18 protein-coding genes are annotated in these 15,187 nt (G+C 50.0%); 16 read left to right on the forward strand and 2 right to left on the reverse strand.

Translation table 11 applies throughout. From position 1 onward, the window contains the following. Positions 1-47: 47 nt before the first annotated feature. Positions 48-665 carry a nitroreductase family protein gene (locus L6H70_RS01210; protein ID WP_236328821.1) on the reverse strand — a complete coding sequence of 206 codons (618 nt, stop codon included), beginning with the start codon at positions 663-665 and terminating at the stop codon, positions 48-50. Positions 666-986: 321 nt separating this feature from the next. Here L6H70_RS01210 and L6H70_RS01215 point away from each other — a divergent pair, with 321 nt between their 5' ends. From L6H70_RS01215 to L6H70_RS01290, 16 genes are all read left to right on the forward strand, one after another. Beyond that, positions 987-1,430 (forward strand): helical membrane plugin domain-containing protein, encoded by a 444-nt coding sequence (locus tag L6H70_RS01215; RefSeq protein WP_236328823.1) that lies wholly within the window; start codon positions 987-989, stop codon positions 1,428-1,430. 44 nt (positions 1,431-1,474) lie between these two features. Next, positions 1,475-2,653, forward strand: coding sequence for an NAD(P)/FAD-dependent oxidoreductase (locus L6H70_RS01220; protein ID WP_236328825.1), 1,179 nt, complete (start codon positions 1,475-1,477; stop codon positions 2,651-2,653). A 177-nt stretch (positions 2,654-2,830) separates the two neighbouring features. After that, entirely contained in the window at positions 2,831-3,670 is an 840-nt protein-coding gene (locus L6H70_RS01225) for a DUF2785 domain-containing protein (RefSeq protein WP_236328828.1), read from the forward strand. 110 nt (positions 3,671-3,780) lie between these two features. After that, entirely contained in the window at positions 3,781-4,410 is a 630-nt protein-coding gene (locus tag L6H70_RS01230; protein ID WP_236328830.1) for an SGNH/GDSL hydrolase family protein, read from the forward strand. Between the two features lie 244 nt (positions 4,411-4,654). Then, on the forward strand, positions 4,655-5,407 hold the full coding sequence (locus L6H70_RS01235; protein WP_236328832.1) for a metallophosphoesterase family protein: 753 nt from the start codon (positions 4,655-4,657) through the stop codon (positions 5,405-5,407). A gap of 91 nt (positions 5,408-5,498) precedes the next feature. Then, the gene (map, locus tag L6H70_RS01240; RefSeq protein ID WP_236328840.1) at positions 5,499-6,245 is read left to right on the forward strand and encodes a type I methionyl aminopeptidase; all 747 of its coding nucleotides are present in this window, start codon (positions 5,499-5,501) and stop codon (positions 6,243-6,245) included. 229 nt (positions 6,246-6,474) lie between these two features. Next, entirely contained in the window at positions 6,475-6,795 is a 321-nt protein-coding gene (locus L6H70_RS01245; protein WP_054940155.1) for a carboxymuconolactone decarboxylase family protein, read from the forward strand. 39 nt (positions 6,796-6,834) lie between these two features. Next, positions 6,835-7,416, forward strand: coding sequence for a DJ-1/PfpI family protein (locus tag L6H70_RS01250; protein ID WP_236328866.1), 582 nt, complete (start codon positions 6,835-6,837; stop codon positions 7,414-7,416). A 29-nt stretch (positions 7,417-7,445) separates the two neighbouring features. Then, positions 7,446-8,234 (forward strand): hypothetical protein, encoded by a 789-nt coding sequence (locus L6H70_RS01255; protein WP_236328868.1) that lies wholly within the window; start codon positions 7,446-7,448, stop codon positions 8,232-8,234. A gap of 64 nt (positions 8,235-8,298) precedes the next feature. After that, positions 8,299-8,733 carry an Rrf2 family transcriptional regulator gene (locus L6H70_RS01260; RefSeq protein WP_236328877.1) on the forward strand — a complete coding sequence of 145 codons (435 nt, stop codon included), beginning with the start codon at positions 8,299-8,301 and terminating at the stop codon, positions 8,731-8,733. Positions 8,734-9,127: 394 nt separating this feature from the next. Then, positions 9,128-9,679 carry a GNAT family N-acetyltransferase gene (locus L6H70_RS01265; RefSeq protein ID WP_236328879.1) on the forward strand — a complete coding sequence of 184 codons (552 nt, stop codon included), beginning with the start codon at positions 9,128-9,130 and terminating at the stop codon, positions 9,677-9,679. A gap of 3 nt (positions 9,680-9,682) precedes the next feature. After that, positions 9,683-10,117, forward strand: coding sequence for a hypothetical protein (locus L6H70_RS01270; RefSeq protein ID WP_236328880.1), 435 nt, complete (start codon positions 9,683-9,685; stop codon positions 10,115-10,117). A 203-nt stretch (positions 10,118-10,320) separates the two neighbouring features. Continuing rightward, the gene (locus L6H70_RS01275; protein WP_236328882.1) at positions 10,321-11,193 is read left to right on the forward strand and encodes a VOC family protein; all 873 of its coding nucleotides are present in this window, start codon (positions 10,321-10,323) and stop codon (positions 11,191-11,193) included. Between the two features lie 34 nt (positions 11,194-11,227). After that, positions 11,228-11,863, forward strand: coding sequence for an NAD(P)-dependent oxidoreductase (locus L6H70_RS01280; RefSeq protein WP_236328883.1), 636 nt, complete (start codon positions 11,228-11,230; stop codon positions 11,861-11,863). 181 nt (positions 11,864-12,044) lie between these two features. After that, complete coding sequence (locus tag L6H70_RS01285; RefSeq protein ID WP_236328884.1) at positions 12,045-14,072, forward strand: Na+/H+ antiporter; 2,028 nt, start codon at positions 12,045-12,047, stop codon at positions 14,070-14,072. Positions 14,073-14,074: 2 nt separating this feature from the next. After that, positions 14,075-14,602: a GNAT family N-acetyltransferase gene (locus tag L6H70_RS01290; RefSeq protein WP_236328885.1), complete on the forward strand. Its 528-nt coding sequence runs from the start codon at positions 14,075-14,077 to the stop codon at positions 14,600-14,602. A gap of 135 nt (positions 14,603-14,737) precedes the next feature. On the opposite strand, the gene L6H70_RS01295 is transcribed toward L6H70_RS01290, so the two are convergent. Next, on the reverse strand, positions 14,738-15,160 hold the full coding sequence (locus tag L6H70_RS01295) for a threonine/serine exporter family protein (RefSeq protein WP_206104411.1): 423 nt from the start codon (positions 15,158-15,160) through the stop codon (positions 14,738-14,740). Positions 15,161-15,187 lie beyond the last annotated feature (27 nt).

Below are 15,187 nucleotides of genomic sequence, written 5' to 3' on the forward strand. Positions count from 1 at the left end.
GGCGTAATGCCGGAGGGCTCTTTTGCATAGAATATAGATGGTTTGGATTAGATGAAATCAACAAATTCATTCACAGGCTTGCGGTAGCCGCGGGGTCTGATCTTACGCTTGTTATCTTTGCCGATGGTAATCATCAGGGCAGGGACGAAATTGTCCGGTGCATTCAGCGTAGCATTGACCGCCGCAGGATCAAAACCGATCATCGGGCATGTATCCCAGCCCTTGTCTTTCGCAATCAGCATGAACTGCATGGCTGAAAGGGAAGCGTTGCGGATCGCTTCGTCGCGCTGGAACTGGTCATTTCCGCTATAAGCATCGTTGATCGACTGGATGGTGCTGTCGTATTCTTCCTGGCTCATCGCCCCCAGCAGCTTGAGGCCGCCGTATATTTCCGGCGCCTGCAGGTAAGCATTTTTGTCCCCATAAACAATAATTACAGCTGAAGCGGTGTGAACCTTGTACTGGTTATAGGCATCCTTGTGTAGCTGTTCTTTAACAACCGGATCGGTAATTACCTTGTAATGCGCATGCTGCAGATTGTTGCTTGAGGGGGCAAGGCGGGCGAGGGAGAACATTTCCTCCAGCTCTGCCTTAGAAATCGTAACTCCTTCCACAAAATTCATAGCGGATCTCCGGGCTTGGACCAAATCTGAAAAAGTACTCATAAGTAATGCCTCCGTTAGTTTATGTATTGGTTAATAAATATAAATAGCTAGTTTTTATTAATGAACTTACAATTAGTTACTTGCTAAAGATAACACGGCATTCAGCGGTCGTCAATGATTTTGTACATGTATGTAAAAATTATTTTGAAAAAAGAAGATATTTCGCAAAAACGACATTAAAGAAGTGATTTTTATCACAAAACAAGGATATACAGGCAAAAACTTTGTGACATAATTAACATTATCGGTGGTATAATAGGCACATTGAGTTTGTGGATTTTTAATTATGCAGTATTAAGTGAATACGGAGGAGAGGCTAATATGTCAGAAACTATCACTCAAACCCTGCCTAAAGAAGAACAAACAGCAGGTAAACCGGCTTATACCAAAGAGGATTTACTGGATCAGCTGCTCAAACCTGAGGTTCAGGAATCGCTCACACTGCTGGTGGAGGAACTGCCTAAGTTAACTCAGCTGGTCGGAGTACTAACCAAATCGTTTGACTTCGTACAGGCGGTTGCCTCGGATGAGGTCCTCAAAAATGATACGGTAGGTGCTATCAAGGAAATTGCCGAGCCGGTGGTGGATTCGGTTAAAAATATGGCGGCTACAGTCATTGAAGCAAAAGACCGTGCGAATGAAAGCACTGAAACGATCAGTCTTTTTGGAATGATGAAAATGGTCAAAGACCCGCAGGTCCAAAAGATGCTCCGTTTCCTGAATGCTTATCTTCAAGTCAGCGGCGAACGCAGTACTCAGAAATAGATTCCCTAATTCCATAACACACAAGTAAGGACGGAGGATATATGATGTCAAAACATATCGTAATTCTAGGAGCAGGGTACGGCGGCTTATTGAGTGCTTTAACTGTGCGCAAATATATGAGTAAAGCTGAAGCGAAGGTTACAGTGGTCAATCAGTACCCGACACATCAGATTATTACGGAGCTTCACCGTCTGGCTGCAGGCAGTATCTCTGAGAAGGCTGTGGCGATGCCGCTGACAAAGCTGTTTGCAGGTAAAGATATTGATCTCAAAATTGCTAAAGTGAAATCATTCTCCGTTGACAACAAGCAAATCGCTTTGTCTGACGGTACAGTTCTTTCCTATGATGCACTTGTTGTAGGTCTGGGCAGCACGACGGCATATTTCGGAATTCCGGGTCTGGAGAAATTCAGTATGGTGCTAAAATCTGCTGAAGATGCCAAAAACATTCTTGCCCATATTGAAGCCCGGATTCGTGATTATGCCGCAACTAAAAATCCAGCTGATGCAACGATTCTGATCGGCGGAGGCGGCTTGACAGGCGTTGAGCTTGTGGGTGAAATTGCAGATGTGCTACCTAAGCTTACAAGACGTTACGGAGTAGATCCGAAGGAAATCAAGCTTCTGTTAGTTGAGGCCGGCCCGAAAATTCTGCCGGTATTGCCGGATCATTTGATCCAGCGCGCAACATCAAGCCTTGAGGCCCGCGGTGTACAGTTCCTGACAGGTCTTGCTGTTACCAACGTTGAGGGCAATACAATTGATCTGAAGGATGGACAGAAGGTTGTTGCGAATACATTCGTCTGGACAGGTGGCGTGCAAGGTAATCCGCTGGTCGGAGAATCCGGTCTTGAGGTTAACCGTGGACGTGCGACCGTCAATGACTTCCTGCAATCTACTTCCCACAAAGATGTGTTCGTTGCCGGAGACAGCGCTGTTTACTTCGCGCCGGATGGCCGCCCTTACCCGCCAACCGCGCAAATCGCCTGGCAGATGGGCGAACTGATCGGCTATAACCTCTATGCCAGCTTGAACAACAAATCACTGGAAACCTTCAGCCCGGTGAATTCGGGTACGCTGGCCAGCCTGGGCCGTAAAGACGGTGTGGCGATTATCGGCGCCAACTCGACTCCGCTCAAAGGCCTGCCTGCAACGATGATGAAGGAAGCGAGCAACATCCGTTATCTGACCCATGTTAAAGGTTTGTTCAGTCTTGCCTACTAAGACTCCCTGATATCCGTAGCGGATCTCAGTCATAAAGACCCCCTTCAATTCACCCGAAAAACTCATGCCGGCATGAGGTGCGGGCGCTTTTGAAGGGGGTTTTGTGTAGTTTTATATAGTAAACTTCTGAAAATGGATATAGACTGGTTTGGTCTGTAGGGTAAAGGAGTGAAAGTTATGAGCGATCCGAGAGCAAGGCTAATGATGGATCTGAAAAGAATTGAGACCGAGGAGTACCTGCTTCGTGAAGGTGAAGCGCATGCCGATTTCATCCGCCCCATGCTGGAATATATCGGAGATCCGCAACCAGAGCTGCGGGATGATCTGATCTATCCCACTTTTTATAAGTGGATACTGGAGCAGCAGCTGTTTACCGCTGATGAGCTACGCAGCTTCCTGAAAGTCCTGCTTGATGAGCAGCATTTGTTCTATGGCATCGGCAGGACGGAAGATAACAGCGTATTTACGCGGACATTCTCTGTGCTTCCGGTAGCTCTGATCGTGCAGCGGCATATCAAGCAGCCGTTTCTCACTGCGGAGGAATTCCGTATTTTGAAGAATGCGCTGCTTCGCTATTACCGGGAAGAGAAGGATCTGCGCGGATATGTAGAGGATGGCGGATGGGCCCACGCTGCGGCTCATGGAGCGGATGCGCTGGATGAACTGGTGCAATGCCCGGAGAGCAGTGAGGAGGTGCAACTGGAAGTGCTGGAGGTTATCAAAGATATGCTGCAATACCGGATGTGGCTATTCGGCGAGGAAGAGGACGAGCGGATGGCTACGGTTGTGGATACGATGATCGTTCAGAACCGCCTGAGCTGGAACAGTATCGCCGGCTGGATTCTTAGCCTGGGCGACTGCGTGGATTGGACGCCTGGCCGCAGCCAGCGCATCGCCCAGAACAACAGTAAAAACTTTCTGCGCAGCCTTTATTTCAGAAGAGGACGTCAGGAGCGGAGTGAAGCCTTTGAACAGGTGCTTCTTACTGCAGAAGCTGGTTTGAATCGATTCTGTTAGGTAATTTTATTCTATGTATCCTAACTAAAATAGAAGATGTTATATTGAATTCTGTTTGATATAATAGGCATGTTTATACTATTAAGCAGTTTTATAGGAGGATTATGTAGATGGGACTCAAGGATAATGATGTTATTGTTTTCATCGGCGACAGCATCACAGACTGTGGGCGGAATTATGAAGACGCTTCATCACTGGGTGTCGGTTATGCCCTGATGGTAGCTGCACGCCTCGGGCTGCAGTATCCGGAGAAGAAGCTAACGTTTTTTAACCGGGGAATCAACGGCAACCGTGTTGTCGATTTACAGGAACGATGGGATAGGGATTGCCTGGGTCTGAATCCAACCTGGGTCTCGATTTATATCGGGGTCAACGACACCTGGCGCTATATGGACTCCGGTCAGGAAACGACTGCCGCTGAGTTTGAAGCCGCTTACCGGGACCTGATTGAGCGCACGAAGGCATCCGTGGACGCTAAGCTGGTGCTGATTGAACCGTTCGTGCTGCCGGTGCCGGAGGACCGCAAGACATGGCGCCGCGATCTTGATCCGAAAATTCATGTTGTGCGTGAATTGGCGCGTGAATACGGTGCGCTGCTGGTACCGCTTGACGGCTTATTCGCGGCCGCCTCGATGAAGGCTGAGCCTGCGTTCTGGGCAGGTGATGGCGTTCACCCTTCATCAGCTGGCCATGCCCTTATTGCTGATGCCTGGCTGAAGGCTGTAGGCGCGATTAATTAGTTCATATCATATCATGCCTTCCGGTTTAAGACCGATCCGTTAATATGCTGCGGAACGGTCTTATTTATATTTCATTAAAGGTACATAATGCTTTGCATTTATTCTCCCTATAGACACTGGTATAATTGAAAGATACATATGGATTTGGAGGTGGAACCCATCAGGCGGTTTCTGCTGATCATACCTTGCTCAAAAAGTTCAATAAGCTGTGGACTGCCGGACATAACTATAGATGGGGATGTCTATGTATAACGTTATAGCAGTAATTTCAGATATCCATAGCAACAGGTTTGCTCTTGAGGCTGTTCTACAGGATGTAGAGAACCAGAATGCTGACCTCATCGTGAACCTGGGCGACACACTATTTGGTCCCATAGATCCGCTGGGTACAGCAGCACTGCTGATGGAGCAGCCGGCAATTGTGAATATAATGGGCAACTGTGATGAAATTTTACTGCAGGAGAGAAGCGGATCACTCTCCTATATGCAAGTGAAGCCGCTGCTTAGTACTGCCGAGGAGGAATGGATTTCCTCTTTCCGGGGGACATGGAGCTATGAAGAGCTGCTGTTCTGCCATGGCACGCCTTGGAACAATGGCCGTTATCTTCTGGAGCGGGTTCAGTCCGATGGTACCGTGGTTTATAAGGAGCCGGAAGCGTTGGCTGCAGAGCTGCAGGGGATAGAGGAAAGAATCGTTTTTTGCGGACACAGCCATGTATTTCATTCTATTGACTTACCTGGCGGGAAGAAGGCGGTTAATGCGGGGAGTATAGGTTTGCCAGCCTATGAAGATGAGGCGCCTTATCCCCATGTGATGGAGTCTGGCACCCGCTTCGCCAGCTACTGTCTTTGCCGGAGAACCGGAGAACCGAACGGCTGGGCTGTCCAGCATAGATTGGTGGAATATGAATGGGAGGCTGCTGCTGCAATGGCGGACAGCAAGGGGCGGCATGATTACGCGGTTGCCATCAGAAACGGCCGGATGAGCCGGGGATAAGCACTACTGCAATGAGCAGGTTATATAGTAATTCATAGATGCAGCTGATGGAATCCGTTACGGATACCGGCGCGAGAGGGAAGTGAGCAGGGTGACGAGTGATACAGCAGAAGATTTGCAAGGTCTGAAAGAGGCCGGTAAAGTGGTCGGTTATACTATTGCCGAGATGAAACGCAGAGTGGTTCCCGGTATGACAACGGCAGAGCTTGATCAGGTGGGTGCAGAGATACTGGAGCATTTTGGTGCAAAATCCGCGCCAAAAGTGACTTATAATTTTCCAGGAAGCACCTGTATCAGTATCAATGAAGAAGTGGCTCATGGTATTCCGGGTCCCAGAGTGATTCAGCCTGGAGATTTGATCAATATTGATGTTTCTGCCGAACTGAACGGCTATTACGGGGATGCGGGGGTTTCTTTTCAGCTGCCTCCGTATGATGAGAAGCTTACCCACCTGTGCCGCAGCACCGAGGAGACGATGATGAATGTGATCAACCATCTCCGGGCAGGCATGAAAGTGAATGAGATCGGCCGGATGATGGAAATGGAAGCACGCAAACGCGGCTACAAGGTAATCCGCAATCTCTGCAGCCATGGGATCGGAAAATCCCTGCATGAGAAGCCTTTCGAAATCCTGCCGTTCTATAATCCGCGTGAAACTACGGTGCTTAAGGAAGGGCAGGTGATTACGGTCGAACCTTTCCTGTCAACAGGGGCGGATTTTGCGGAGCAGCAGAGCGACGGGTGGACTCTTAGTGTTAAAGGGGGCAGCCGGGTTGCCCAGTTTGAGCATACGATTATCGTGACAAAAGGCAAACCGATAATTCTGACAAGTGCATAGGCAGCTGTTCTCCGTAGCTGTATCCTCAGACTTCATTTAAGTAATCGAAGGCTGTTCCACGATGCCGTCACATGGCGATCAGGAGCAGCCTATTTGTGTTAAGGCAGGATGGCACGGCGGGTGTGTGATATGCAAAATATTCCCTGTTTTGTGACGTGTTTAACCGAACGGCCGGCTCGTTTACGCTAGTGTAGAACTGTTAAGGTTAAACAAACGGGAGGGATTGGATATGGAGGGTTCGCCGCAAGTCAGTAATTCGTTTATGACGTTTATGAAGGAGGCTCCTGAGCAGCAGCAGGCCTGGATGGAAGCTGTTCACAAGCTGGATGCAGCAAGCAGACTTGATCCCAAGACGGAAGAGATTGCCTATATTGCCGTCTTAGCCGCGGTTCGGCTGGAGAGCGGCTTGCCGTTTCATGTGAAGCATGCCAAACAGCTCGGGGCTACGCGGGATGAGATTATTAGTGCGGTACTGCTGGGTCTTCCGGCAGCGGGCAATGTGGTGGTGCAGGCGCTGCCAGTAGCTTTGCAGGCTTACGATTCAGAGTAATGAACAGCTGTATTGCCGCAGGAGAAAGGAGGAGTCCCGGTGAAGATTGCCTTTATTCTTTTTGACGGGATGACATTTCTGGATTTCGCCGGGTTCTATGATGTGATCTGCCGGCTGGGACAATTTGAAGCAGGTAAAGGTCTGGAATGGGACATTTGCGGCATCTCGGATGAGGTTACCGATGAGCGGGGTCCGATGAAGACCGGCCGGGTGATACCGGATTTATCGGGATATGATCTGGTTTTTGTGCCGGGTGGACTTGGAACGAGGAAGCTCCGTTATGACGAAGTATTCATTAACTGGCTGCGCGGTGCTGCAGTAGCTCCTTATAAAGTATCCGTATGTACAGGTTCGCTGCTGCTGGGTGCAGCAGGTTTCCTGCATGGGTGCGGCGCAACAACGCATCCTTCGGCTTACGAATTGCTGGAGCCTTATTGCCAAAATGTAGTAAAATCGCGTATTGTTCAACACGGCAACGTTATTACCGGCGGCGGTGTTTCCACTTCGATAGATCTGGGCTTGTACGTACTGTCGCTGCTGGCAGGGGAAGAGGCAATGCGCGCTGTGAAGCAGCAGATAGATTATCCTTATATCACACAGGAAATAGTCCAGTGGCATTAGAGTGTACAAAGGAAAGGATGTCATGAGGCGTGAGCGGAAAAAAAGCTGAGGAAGTACATTTTCAGGAATGGATCGAGAACCGGGAGCATTGGCCTCTGCTGGAGGGTTACATGCAAGACAACAGCGGGCTTCCCGGACCTCGGGCCAATCTTGAACTGGCTGCGGGCTTTGCACGGTATTTTGCGGATTCAATGATATCGGATACAGCCTGGGTGCTGCTGTGTTCGTGGGTAGATGCTCCTGATGAATTTCTGGCGTTCTGTGCAGTTCAGGCCTGCGGAGCCCACTATGCATTTGCAGATGACCAGCGCCGCCGCCTGGTAGAGCGGGTGCTTAAAGCGGCGATGAATGCTGCGGGGTGGCGGGTACGCGAGGCGGCTGCGATCGGTCTGCAAAGCCTAGGGGAGGCCGATTTCAGGCTTTTGACCCAATTGCTTGACGGCTGGAGAGAAGATGCTACTCTGCTGGAACAGCGGGCCTTTGTCGCCGCACTTGCCCACCCGCCGGTGCTCAAAAACCGTGACCATGTGCTATACGCTTTGGACCTGGCAGCCGGAATTACGGACGGTATCCTGCACGGAGCGGCTAAAGGCTGTGATCCCGAGCATTTCCGGGTGTTGTCCAAAGGTCTGGAGTACAGCCTCAGCCTCTTTGCGGCCGCCGAACCGGAAGAAGGTTTTGCCCTCTTGCGCAGGCTGGCAGAGAGCGGTGATGCCCGGATGATGAAGATTGTGAAGAGCAATCTGGGAAAAACAAGGCTTAGCAAAAAGTACCCTGACCGGGTTCATGAGCTGTTGGCGGGATTGACAACTGTTTAAAATGTAACTATTATTGTTGCATCTACAGCTTTTTTTGTCTGAAGGCTCCAAAGGAGAGATACCCATGAATATCAGCACCCGGTTTGCGGTCGCTATTCATATTGTGACTTTAATTGACAGTAACAAGGAAGGCAAGAGTACCTCTGAGTGGATTGCAGGCAGTGTGAATACCAATCCGGTCGTCATCCGCAGGCTGACTGGGATGCTTCATAAAGCGGGTCTGGTGGATGTCCGTCCTGGTGTAGCCGGTGCTAAACTAACACGCAGTGCTGCCGAAATTACGCTGCTGCAGATTTATAAAGCCGTTAATGCAGTGGAGGATGACAGCTTATTTGCGGTGCATGACCATCCGAATCCTGAGTGTCCTGTAGGTAAGAACATTGCTGGTGCTATTGTACCAGTCTTCTCGCTGGCGCAGAAAGCGATGGAAAATGTGCTGCAGGAAGTTACCCTGGATCAGATAGTGAACCAAATTCCGGTGTCCCAGGTAAGTAAATAACTGTGTTCATTCCGAATTTAAGAAAGCTTTCAGCAGGATTTTATCTGTTTTTAAGGTTCGGGGAGTATAGTTAAGGTCTCCACCCCCCAGTGGATACATTTGTAGTCGGATCCTGCCGTGCCCCGGCGGGATCCTTTTTTGTTCGCCGCAATCAGAACTGCAGAAGGAATCCTGTCCGATATGCGGCTAAATTCAGCAAAACTTTATGTCCTTTTCATCCGCTTTTAAGCTTCGAGCGTTATAGTAATCACATGACCCCCCCTTATAATAGACTTTGGCCCTGCCGGATGACGGTAGGGCTACTTTTTTGCCATTCGAGCCGCTGCTTTACACAATATTCCAGTTAACTTAGACTGACAATAGGGACTATATGTTGTTATAAGGAGTGACTGCTTTGTTGTTATATGGTAACGGAGAAGTAGATGTCAGAAGCTTAGAGCCTGAGGATGCGGAGCTGCTGGTTAACTGGCTGTCAGATCCTTCTGTGCTGGAGTATTACGAAGGACGCGACCGTCCGCATGATATGGACATGGTATTGGAGCATTTTTATGGTGATGACACAGAGGAAATAAGGCGGGGCATTGTCCGGTACAATTCACAGGATATCGGTTACATCCAGTTTTATCGGTTAGATGATGCGGAGCGGGGGATTTACGGATACTCGGAATTTGGCGGCAGCATCTATGGCATGGACCAGTTTATCGGGAACCCTTCCTTCTGGAACCGGGGGATCGGATCGCAGCTGGTCAAAGAAACGGTACAGTACCTGATTGAGGTAAAGCAGGCCGGTAAAATTGTCATGGACCCGCAATGCTGGAATCAGCGGGCGCTGCATGTGTACGAGAAAAATGGCTTTGTACGGAAACAACGGCTTCTAAAACATGAACGGCATGAAGGTGAGCTAAGGGACTGTTGGCTGATCGAACATGCTGGTAAAGGGGAATAGGGGATGCAGATGAAAACAAATCAAATAACTATTCTGGCGGCGAGCTTGATACTGGGCTTGTCACTTATCATTGGCTGTCTGATTCTTGGCAATGAAAGAGCCTCAGGTACGGAGAAGGAGATAGAAGCGCAAATTGCAGAGACCGAGACAGAGGCCAAGACACAGGATGCATTGATGGAGCAGGCCCGGTCAAAGGATAAAGCGGTAATGACGCTTCAAGAAACGGCACAATTCCTGAATATGCAGGAGGCTCAGGTGCTGAACATCATCAAAGCAGAGAATGCGTTCTTAAGCAACAACGGTGTATTTACGGGAGTCCGCCTGCCTTATTTTAAAATAGACGCCGAGTTTATGTTCGCCAAGACAGCAGTCCTGGCGTGGGTTCAGGCTGTGACGGCCGAGAACCGGATCTACAGCGGAGACAGAATTATTAAATGAATAGTGTTAAGTGAGTGATAGCAAATGTGAACCCCTGGCACTGATTGCGAAAGTAATTGACAAACTTTTAAACTGCTACTATACTAAAGTTAGTTAAAGTGTAACGGTAATGGTTACAGGTGGATGTTATTAGCAGCAGAGGTTAAAACTAAGCCGCGTGAAATAGATTTACCGAAAGCGGCATACCTTCAGGAGGGGTTAATATGACAGCAACAGCGACATTACATGAGGATGTTCAAATTGGTCTTGTACAGATTAGAGTAAGCAATTTGGAGCGTTCACTCGCTTTTTATCAGAATGTGGTCGGACTTAAGGTGTTGCGCACGAATGGAAGCGTAGCGGAATTGACGGCAGACGGACAGCAGGTACTGCTTGTTTTACGGGAAATCGAGCATGCCCGGATGCAACCCCGTAAGGGAGCAGGGTTGTATCACTTTGCGATTCTCGTGCCTGACCGCCCGAGTCTCGGCCTGGTGCTGCGAAACCTGATCGACTCAGAGATTGAGGTCGGCCAGGGTGATCATCTTGTGAGCGAAGCACTCTATATTCAGGACCCTGATAATAACGGAATTGAGCTGTACCGCGACCGTCCGCGCGATACATGGAAACGTGATGCTCAAGGAGACTATATCATGACTACTGATCCGGTAGATGTGGATGGTCTGCTGGCTGCTTCCGAAGGCTTAACCTGGAACGGCCTGCCTGCAGGCACCGTGATCGGACATGTTCATTTTCATGTGGGTGATCTTGCCCAGGCTAAGAAATTTTATGTCGATGCGCTCGGCTTTGAGCCAACCACCCATTACGGAAACTCGGCGCTGTTCATCTCGGCCGGCGGTTATCATCACCACATGGGGCTGAATATCTGGGCTGGTCAAGGCGCTCCTGCAACACCGGATGATGCACCGGGAATCGATTATTTCACCCTGCAGCTGCCGGATGGCCGGGAGATTGCTGAAGTGGCAGAACGTGTACGCCAAGCGGGATATTCTGTGGCAGAAGCAGCGGACGGAGTCACACTTACAGATCCCTGGAACATTGGCATTAAGCTGATCACAATTCCGCAGAGTAACTAATTATCGGTTCATTTAACTTTTAGGAGGGCGTATTATGAAGATTGCAGTTATTGGAGCAAGCGGCAAAGCAGGAAGCGAAATCGTAAAGGAAGCGCTGAGCAGAGGTCATGAAGTAACGGCTATTGTGCGGAATGCCGCAAAGGCAGCAGACAGCGGAGCGGCTATACTTGAAAAGGATATTTTGGCTTTGACGTCAGATGATTTAAGAGGATTTGAGGCCGTTGTAAATGCCTTCGGCGCACCATTTGGGCAGGAGCATCTGCATGTAGAAGCCGGAAATGTGCTGATCGGGGCGCTTAAGGATACCCCGGGTACGCGGCTAATCGTAGTCGGCGGAGCCGGAAGTTTGTTCGTCGACGAAGCTAAAACCATGAAGGTTGTAGAGACGCCTGGCTTCCCTGATTTTGTTAAGCCTACGGCGCTAAACCAGGGTAAAAATCTGGAGATCCTGCAGGGGACTGAAGGACTGAACTGGACCTTTGTCAGCCCGTCGGCTAATTTTGCCATTGGCACAAGAACAGGATCATACACTAAGGGTAAGGATAACCTGCTGGTCAATTCCAAAGGCGAAAGCTATGTCAGTTATGCCGATTATGCCATCGCTATTGTTGATGAGATTGAACAGCCGCAGCATATACGTGAACGTTTCACAGTTGTATCGGAGTCCTGATCCCAGCAGTTTTGTTTATCCACTTCGTACTAGAGGGGGCAATGCCGGATGATACGGCTTGTCTCCTTTTGTTCTTTGTTCGTGTAGAGGATAGGCCTGGTAAAGTTTTGCTCTTCTTTTGCCGCAGCAGCGGGGTTTAGGATATAATGATAGAAAAAAATTGGATTGGAGTTGATGCAGCTTGGAGACTTTTCTTGCCGTGCTTCTACTGCTCGGGCTTATTGCGGCATCAAATATTGTGAACCGGTTTATTCCGTTTGTGCCGATTCCCCTGATCCAGATCGGGCTGGGTGTAATTGCCGCAATGGTCCCGACAGGAATACATATGTCCTTCGAACCTGAACTGTTTTTTTTATTATTTATTGCGCCGCTATTGTTTAATGACGGCAAACGAACACCACGCGATGAGCTATGGAATCTGCGCGCGCCCATTCTGCTGCTGGCACTGGGGCTGGTCTTCGTAACTGTATTTGTAGCCGGATATGCCATCCACTGGATGATTCCTGCGATTCCGCTGGCGGCATCGTTTGCGCTGGCGGCAATTCTCTCGCCGACCGATGCTGTTGCGGTGAGTTCGCTGGCAGGAAGGGTAAATCTGCCTGGCAGTATTCACCGGATACTGGAAGGCGAATCGCTGATGAATGACGCTTCCGGTCTGGTTGCCTTTAAATTTGCCATTGCCGCTGCGGTTACCGGAGTCTTCTCCCTGCCCAAAGCGGCACTGAGCTTCGTCCTGATTGCAGCCGGCGGCCTTCTCCTCGGGGCACTACTGTCCTTCCTGCTGATCCGGTTAAGCGTATTTCTGCGCAGGTTCGGCATGGAGGACGTCACTATGCATGTGCTGCTGCAGATCCTTACGCCGTTCATTATCTATCTGATCAGTGAGGAGATCGGAGTATCGGGTATCCTGGCGGTCGTAGCCGGGGGTGTAGTCAATGCGATCGAAAAGGACCGTGCCGTTTCGCCGCAGTATAAGCTGCAGTTAGTGTCGGCCAGCACCTGGTCGGTGTTGCTGTTTATCCTCAACGGGATGGTATTCCTTATTCTCGGGGTGTCGGTCCCGGATGTCGTCGAGGTTATTTATCATGATCAAAGTCTTAATAACTTTATGGTAGCCGGCTATGTTCTGGTCATTACCATGCTGCTTATTGTGCTGCGTTTTCTCTGGATATACTTCTATTCATTCTTTGAAAGCCGCCGGCTGAAGGTGAAGTGGTCGCCGCTTAAATCACAGCTGATAACCTCCATTTCTGGTGTGCGGGGAGCCGTTACATTAGCCGGAGCCTTTTCTATTCCCCTGACGCTGGGAGACGGTTCACTATTTCCCCAGCGTGACCTGATTATCGCGATTGCGGCAGGCGTTATCCTGATGTCGCTGTTGATTGCCAGTGTCCTGTTACCGCTTTTGGCAGAAAAAGAGGAGTCTGCAGCTGTAGTTCTGAAGGAAGGCACGGGGAATCCGGAGCTGGCCGCAAGATCAGTAGTGATTGATGCGGGCATGACTATGCTGCGGAGCCTCGTCACCGAGACGGGCGGGGGCCAGGCACAGCCTGCCTTGCTGGAATTTACCGACAAAATCGACCGCCTCTGCGGTCTCAAAACCGAAAATGATCCTAAAGCGGAGCAGTTCCGCCGCTTAGGGATTGAAGCCCGGCTGAGCGGCCTGGAGGCGGAGCGGACGGAGCTGCGGCGGATGACGGAGAACGGCATGCTGCCGGCACCCGTAGCGGTGAAGATGGAAGAACTGCTGGATCACAAGGAGGCTGTCCTGTGCCGGCGGTTCGATACGCAGGTGAAATTTTCATTGACCGAGATTCAGCGTCTTCTCTCCGGGATATTCACGGGGCGGCTCAACGGCAGTGAGGGCCGCCAGGCGCTACAGAATGCAGAAGAGGCCCGAAAGGCTAAAATTGCAATGTGCCAGGCAGCGGTCACGGCTGTCAGCAGCGGGATCAATGAGAACAACCGCGAAGCTGCACAGCTGGTCATTGACAAATATGAGAAGATGGAGTCACGGCTTGAGCAAGGAGACGGATGTAGCAAGGAAGGCGTGATCGACGATCAGAATTTTGAGCTTAAGCTGAAGGCGATCCAGGAGCAGCGGGATACTGTACAGCAAATGTACCAGAATGGTGCGATCAACCTTAAAATCGCCGGCAAGCTGCGCCGGTTCGTCGATCAATTAGAGACATCAATCTGGGAGGATTAAATATGAGGGAAATCATTGCTGGCGGGCTGTCTTTTGAGGAGATCAAGGAAGAACATCTGGCTGAGGTGCTGGATATTTATAATTATTATGTGTTGAATACAACGGTTTCTTTTCATACCGAACCACAGACCTTACCGGAAATGCGCAATTCCGTGCTAAGCGGCGACCCGCGGTTCAAATCCTATGCCATCCTGCAGAACGGCGTTTTGGAAGGGTACGTTCTTATAACCAGACATAAAAATAAGCAGGCGTATGACACCTCCGGTGAAATTAGTGTCTACCTGAAGCCGGGCAGCAGCGGGCGGGGAATCGGCGGACAAGCGCTGCGGTTTATTGAAGAGCGGGCTGCCGATCTTAAGTTCCATGTACTGGTCGCTACGGTGTGTGCGGATAATGAGCCGAGCCGCCGCTTGTTTACCAGACACGGTTACGAGCAGAGCGCTCTGTTCAAGGAAATCGGCCACAAATTCGGACAGTGGCTGGATATTGCCAGCTATCAGAAGATTATCGGCCAATCGTCCTCCAGCTAGAAGCTGCCGTTAATAAGCAGCAAAGCATAACAAAGTCCGCCCGCCGTAAGGATAAATTCCTTGCCGGCGGGCGGACTTTGCTGTGTTATCGGCCTGATGTATCTTACCTATGTAAGCTGTATGGTTTCGAATGCCTTATGCTTTTTTCCGCCGGAATATTTGCCCGAGCACTTCACTAAGCACAAGACCGGTGGCGATGGCTCCGGATAGCAGCAGAGCCTGCACGGCAAACTGGATCGCCTGATTATTATCATTTTCCACGAACTTGCGCATCGCATCATACGCCAGTCCCCCCGGGACAAGTGGAATAATCCCTCCGACGCTGAAGATAATGACCGGCATCTTGAAGGATCGGGCAAAGATTTGACTGATTACACCGACAACGACGGTGGCTAAGAAGGTGGCAATCACTGTATCCCACCGCTCATCAAGCTGCAAATACAGTATCCAGCCCACCATTCCGGCGAAACCGCATTGCAGCAGCGCACGCCCTGGCGCATTGAACAGAATGCAGAATGCGGCAGCGGCGATAAAGCTGGTTATCAATTGCAAGATCATGAAGGGTTGACCTCTTTCACACCATTT

This window comes from Paenibacillus auburnensis, from assembly GCF_927798115.1.
GTDB lineage: Bacteria > Bacillota > Bacilli > Paenibacillales > Paenibacillaceae > Paenibacillus_AQ > Paenibacillus_AQ auburnensis.

Bases quoted from the DNA above. Each gene is read 5' to 3' on its own strand.
- L6H70_RS01280 (WP_236328883.1), top strand. From the start codon at position 11,228: ATGAAGATTGCAGTTATTGGAGCAAGCGGCAAAGCAGGAAGCGAAATC.
- L6H70_RS01290 (WP_236328885.1), top strand. From the start codon at position 14,075: ATGAGGGAAATCATTGCTGGCGGGCTGTCTTTTGAGGAGATCAAGGAA.
- L6H70_RS01235 (WP_236328832.1), top strand. From the start codon at position 4,655: ATGTATAACGTTATAGCAGTAATTTCAGATATCCATAGCAACAGGTTT.
- L6H70_RS01230 (WP_236328830.1), top strand. From the start codon at position 3,781: ATGGGACTCAAGGATAATGATGTTATTGTTTTCATCGGCGACAGCATC.
- L6H70_RS01275 (WP_236328882.1), top strand. From the start codon at position 10,321: ATGACAGCAACAGCGACATTACATGAGGATGTTCAAATTGGTCTTGTA.
- L6H70_RS01225 (WP_236328828.1), top strand. From the start codon at position 2,831: ATGAGCGATCCGAGAGCAAGGCTAATGATGGATCTGAAAAGAATTGAG.
- L6H70_RS01295 (WP_206104411.1), bottom strand. From the start codon at position 15,160: ATGATCTTGCAATTGATAACCAGCTTTATCGCCGCTGCCGCATTCTGC.
- L6H70_RS01260 (WP_236328877.1), top strand. From the start codon at position 8,299: ATGAATATCAGCACCCGGTTTGCGGTCGCTATTCATATTGTGACTTTA.
- L6H70_RS01215 (WP_236328823.1), top strand. From the start codon at position 987: ATGTCAGAAACTATCACTCAAACCCTGCCTAAAGAAGAACAAACAGCA.
- L6H70_RS01220 (WP_236328825.1), top strand. From the start codon at position 1,475: ATGTCAAAACATATCGTAATTCTAGGAGCAGGGTACGGCGGCTTATTG.
- L6H70_RS01210 (WP_236328821.1), bottom strand. From the start codon at position 665: ATGAGTACTTTTTCAGATTTGGTCCAAGCCCGGAGATCCGCTATGAAT.
- L6H70_RS01270 (WP_236328880.1), top strand. From the start codon at position 9,683: ATGCAGATGAAAACAAATCAAATAACTATTCTGGCGGCGAGCTTGATA.
- L6H70_RS01245 (WP_054940155.1), top strand. From the start codon at position 6,475: ATGGAGGGTTCGCCGCAAGTCAGTAATTCGTTTATGACGTTTATGAAG.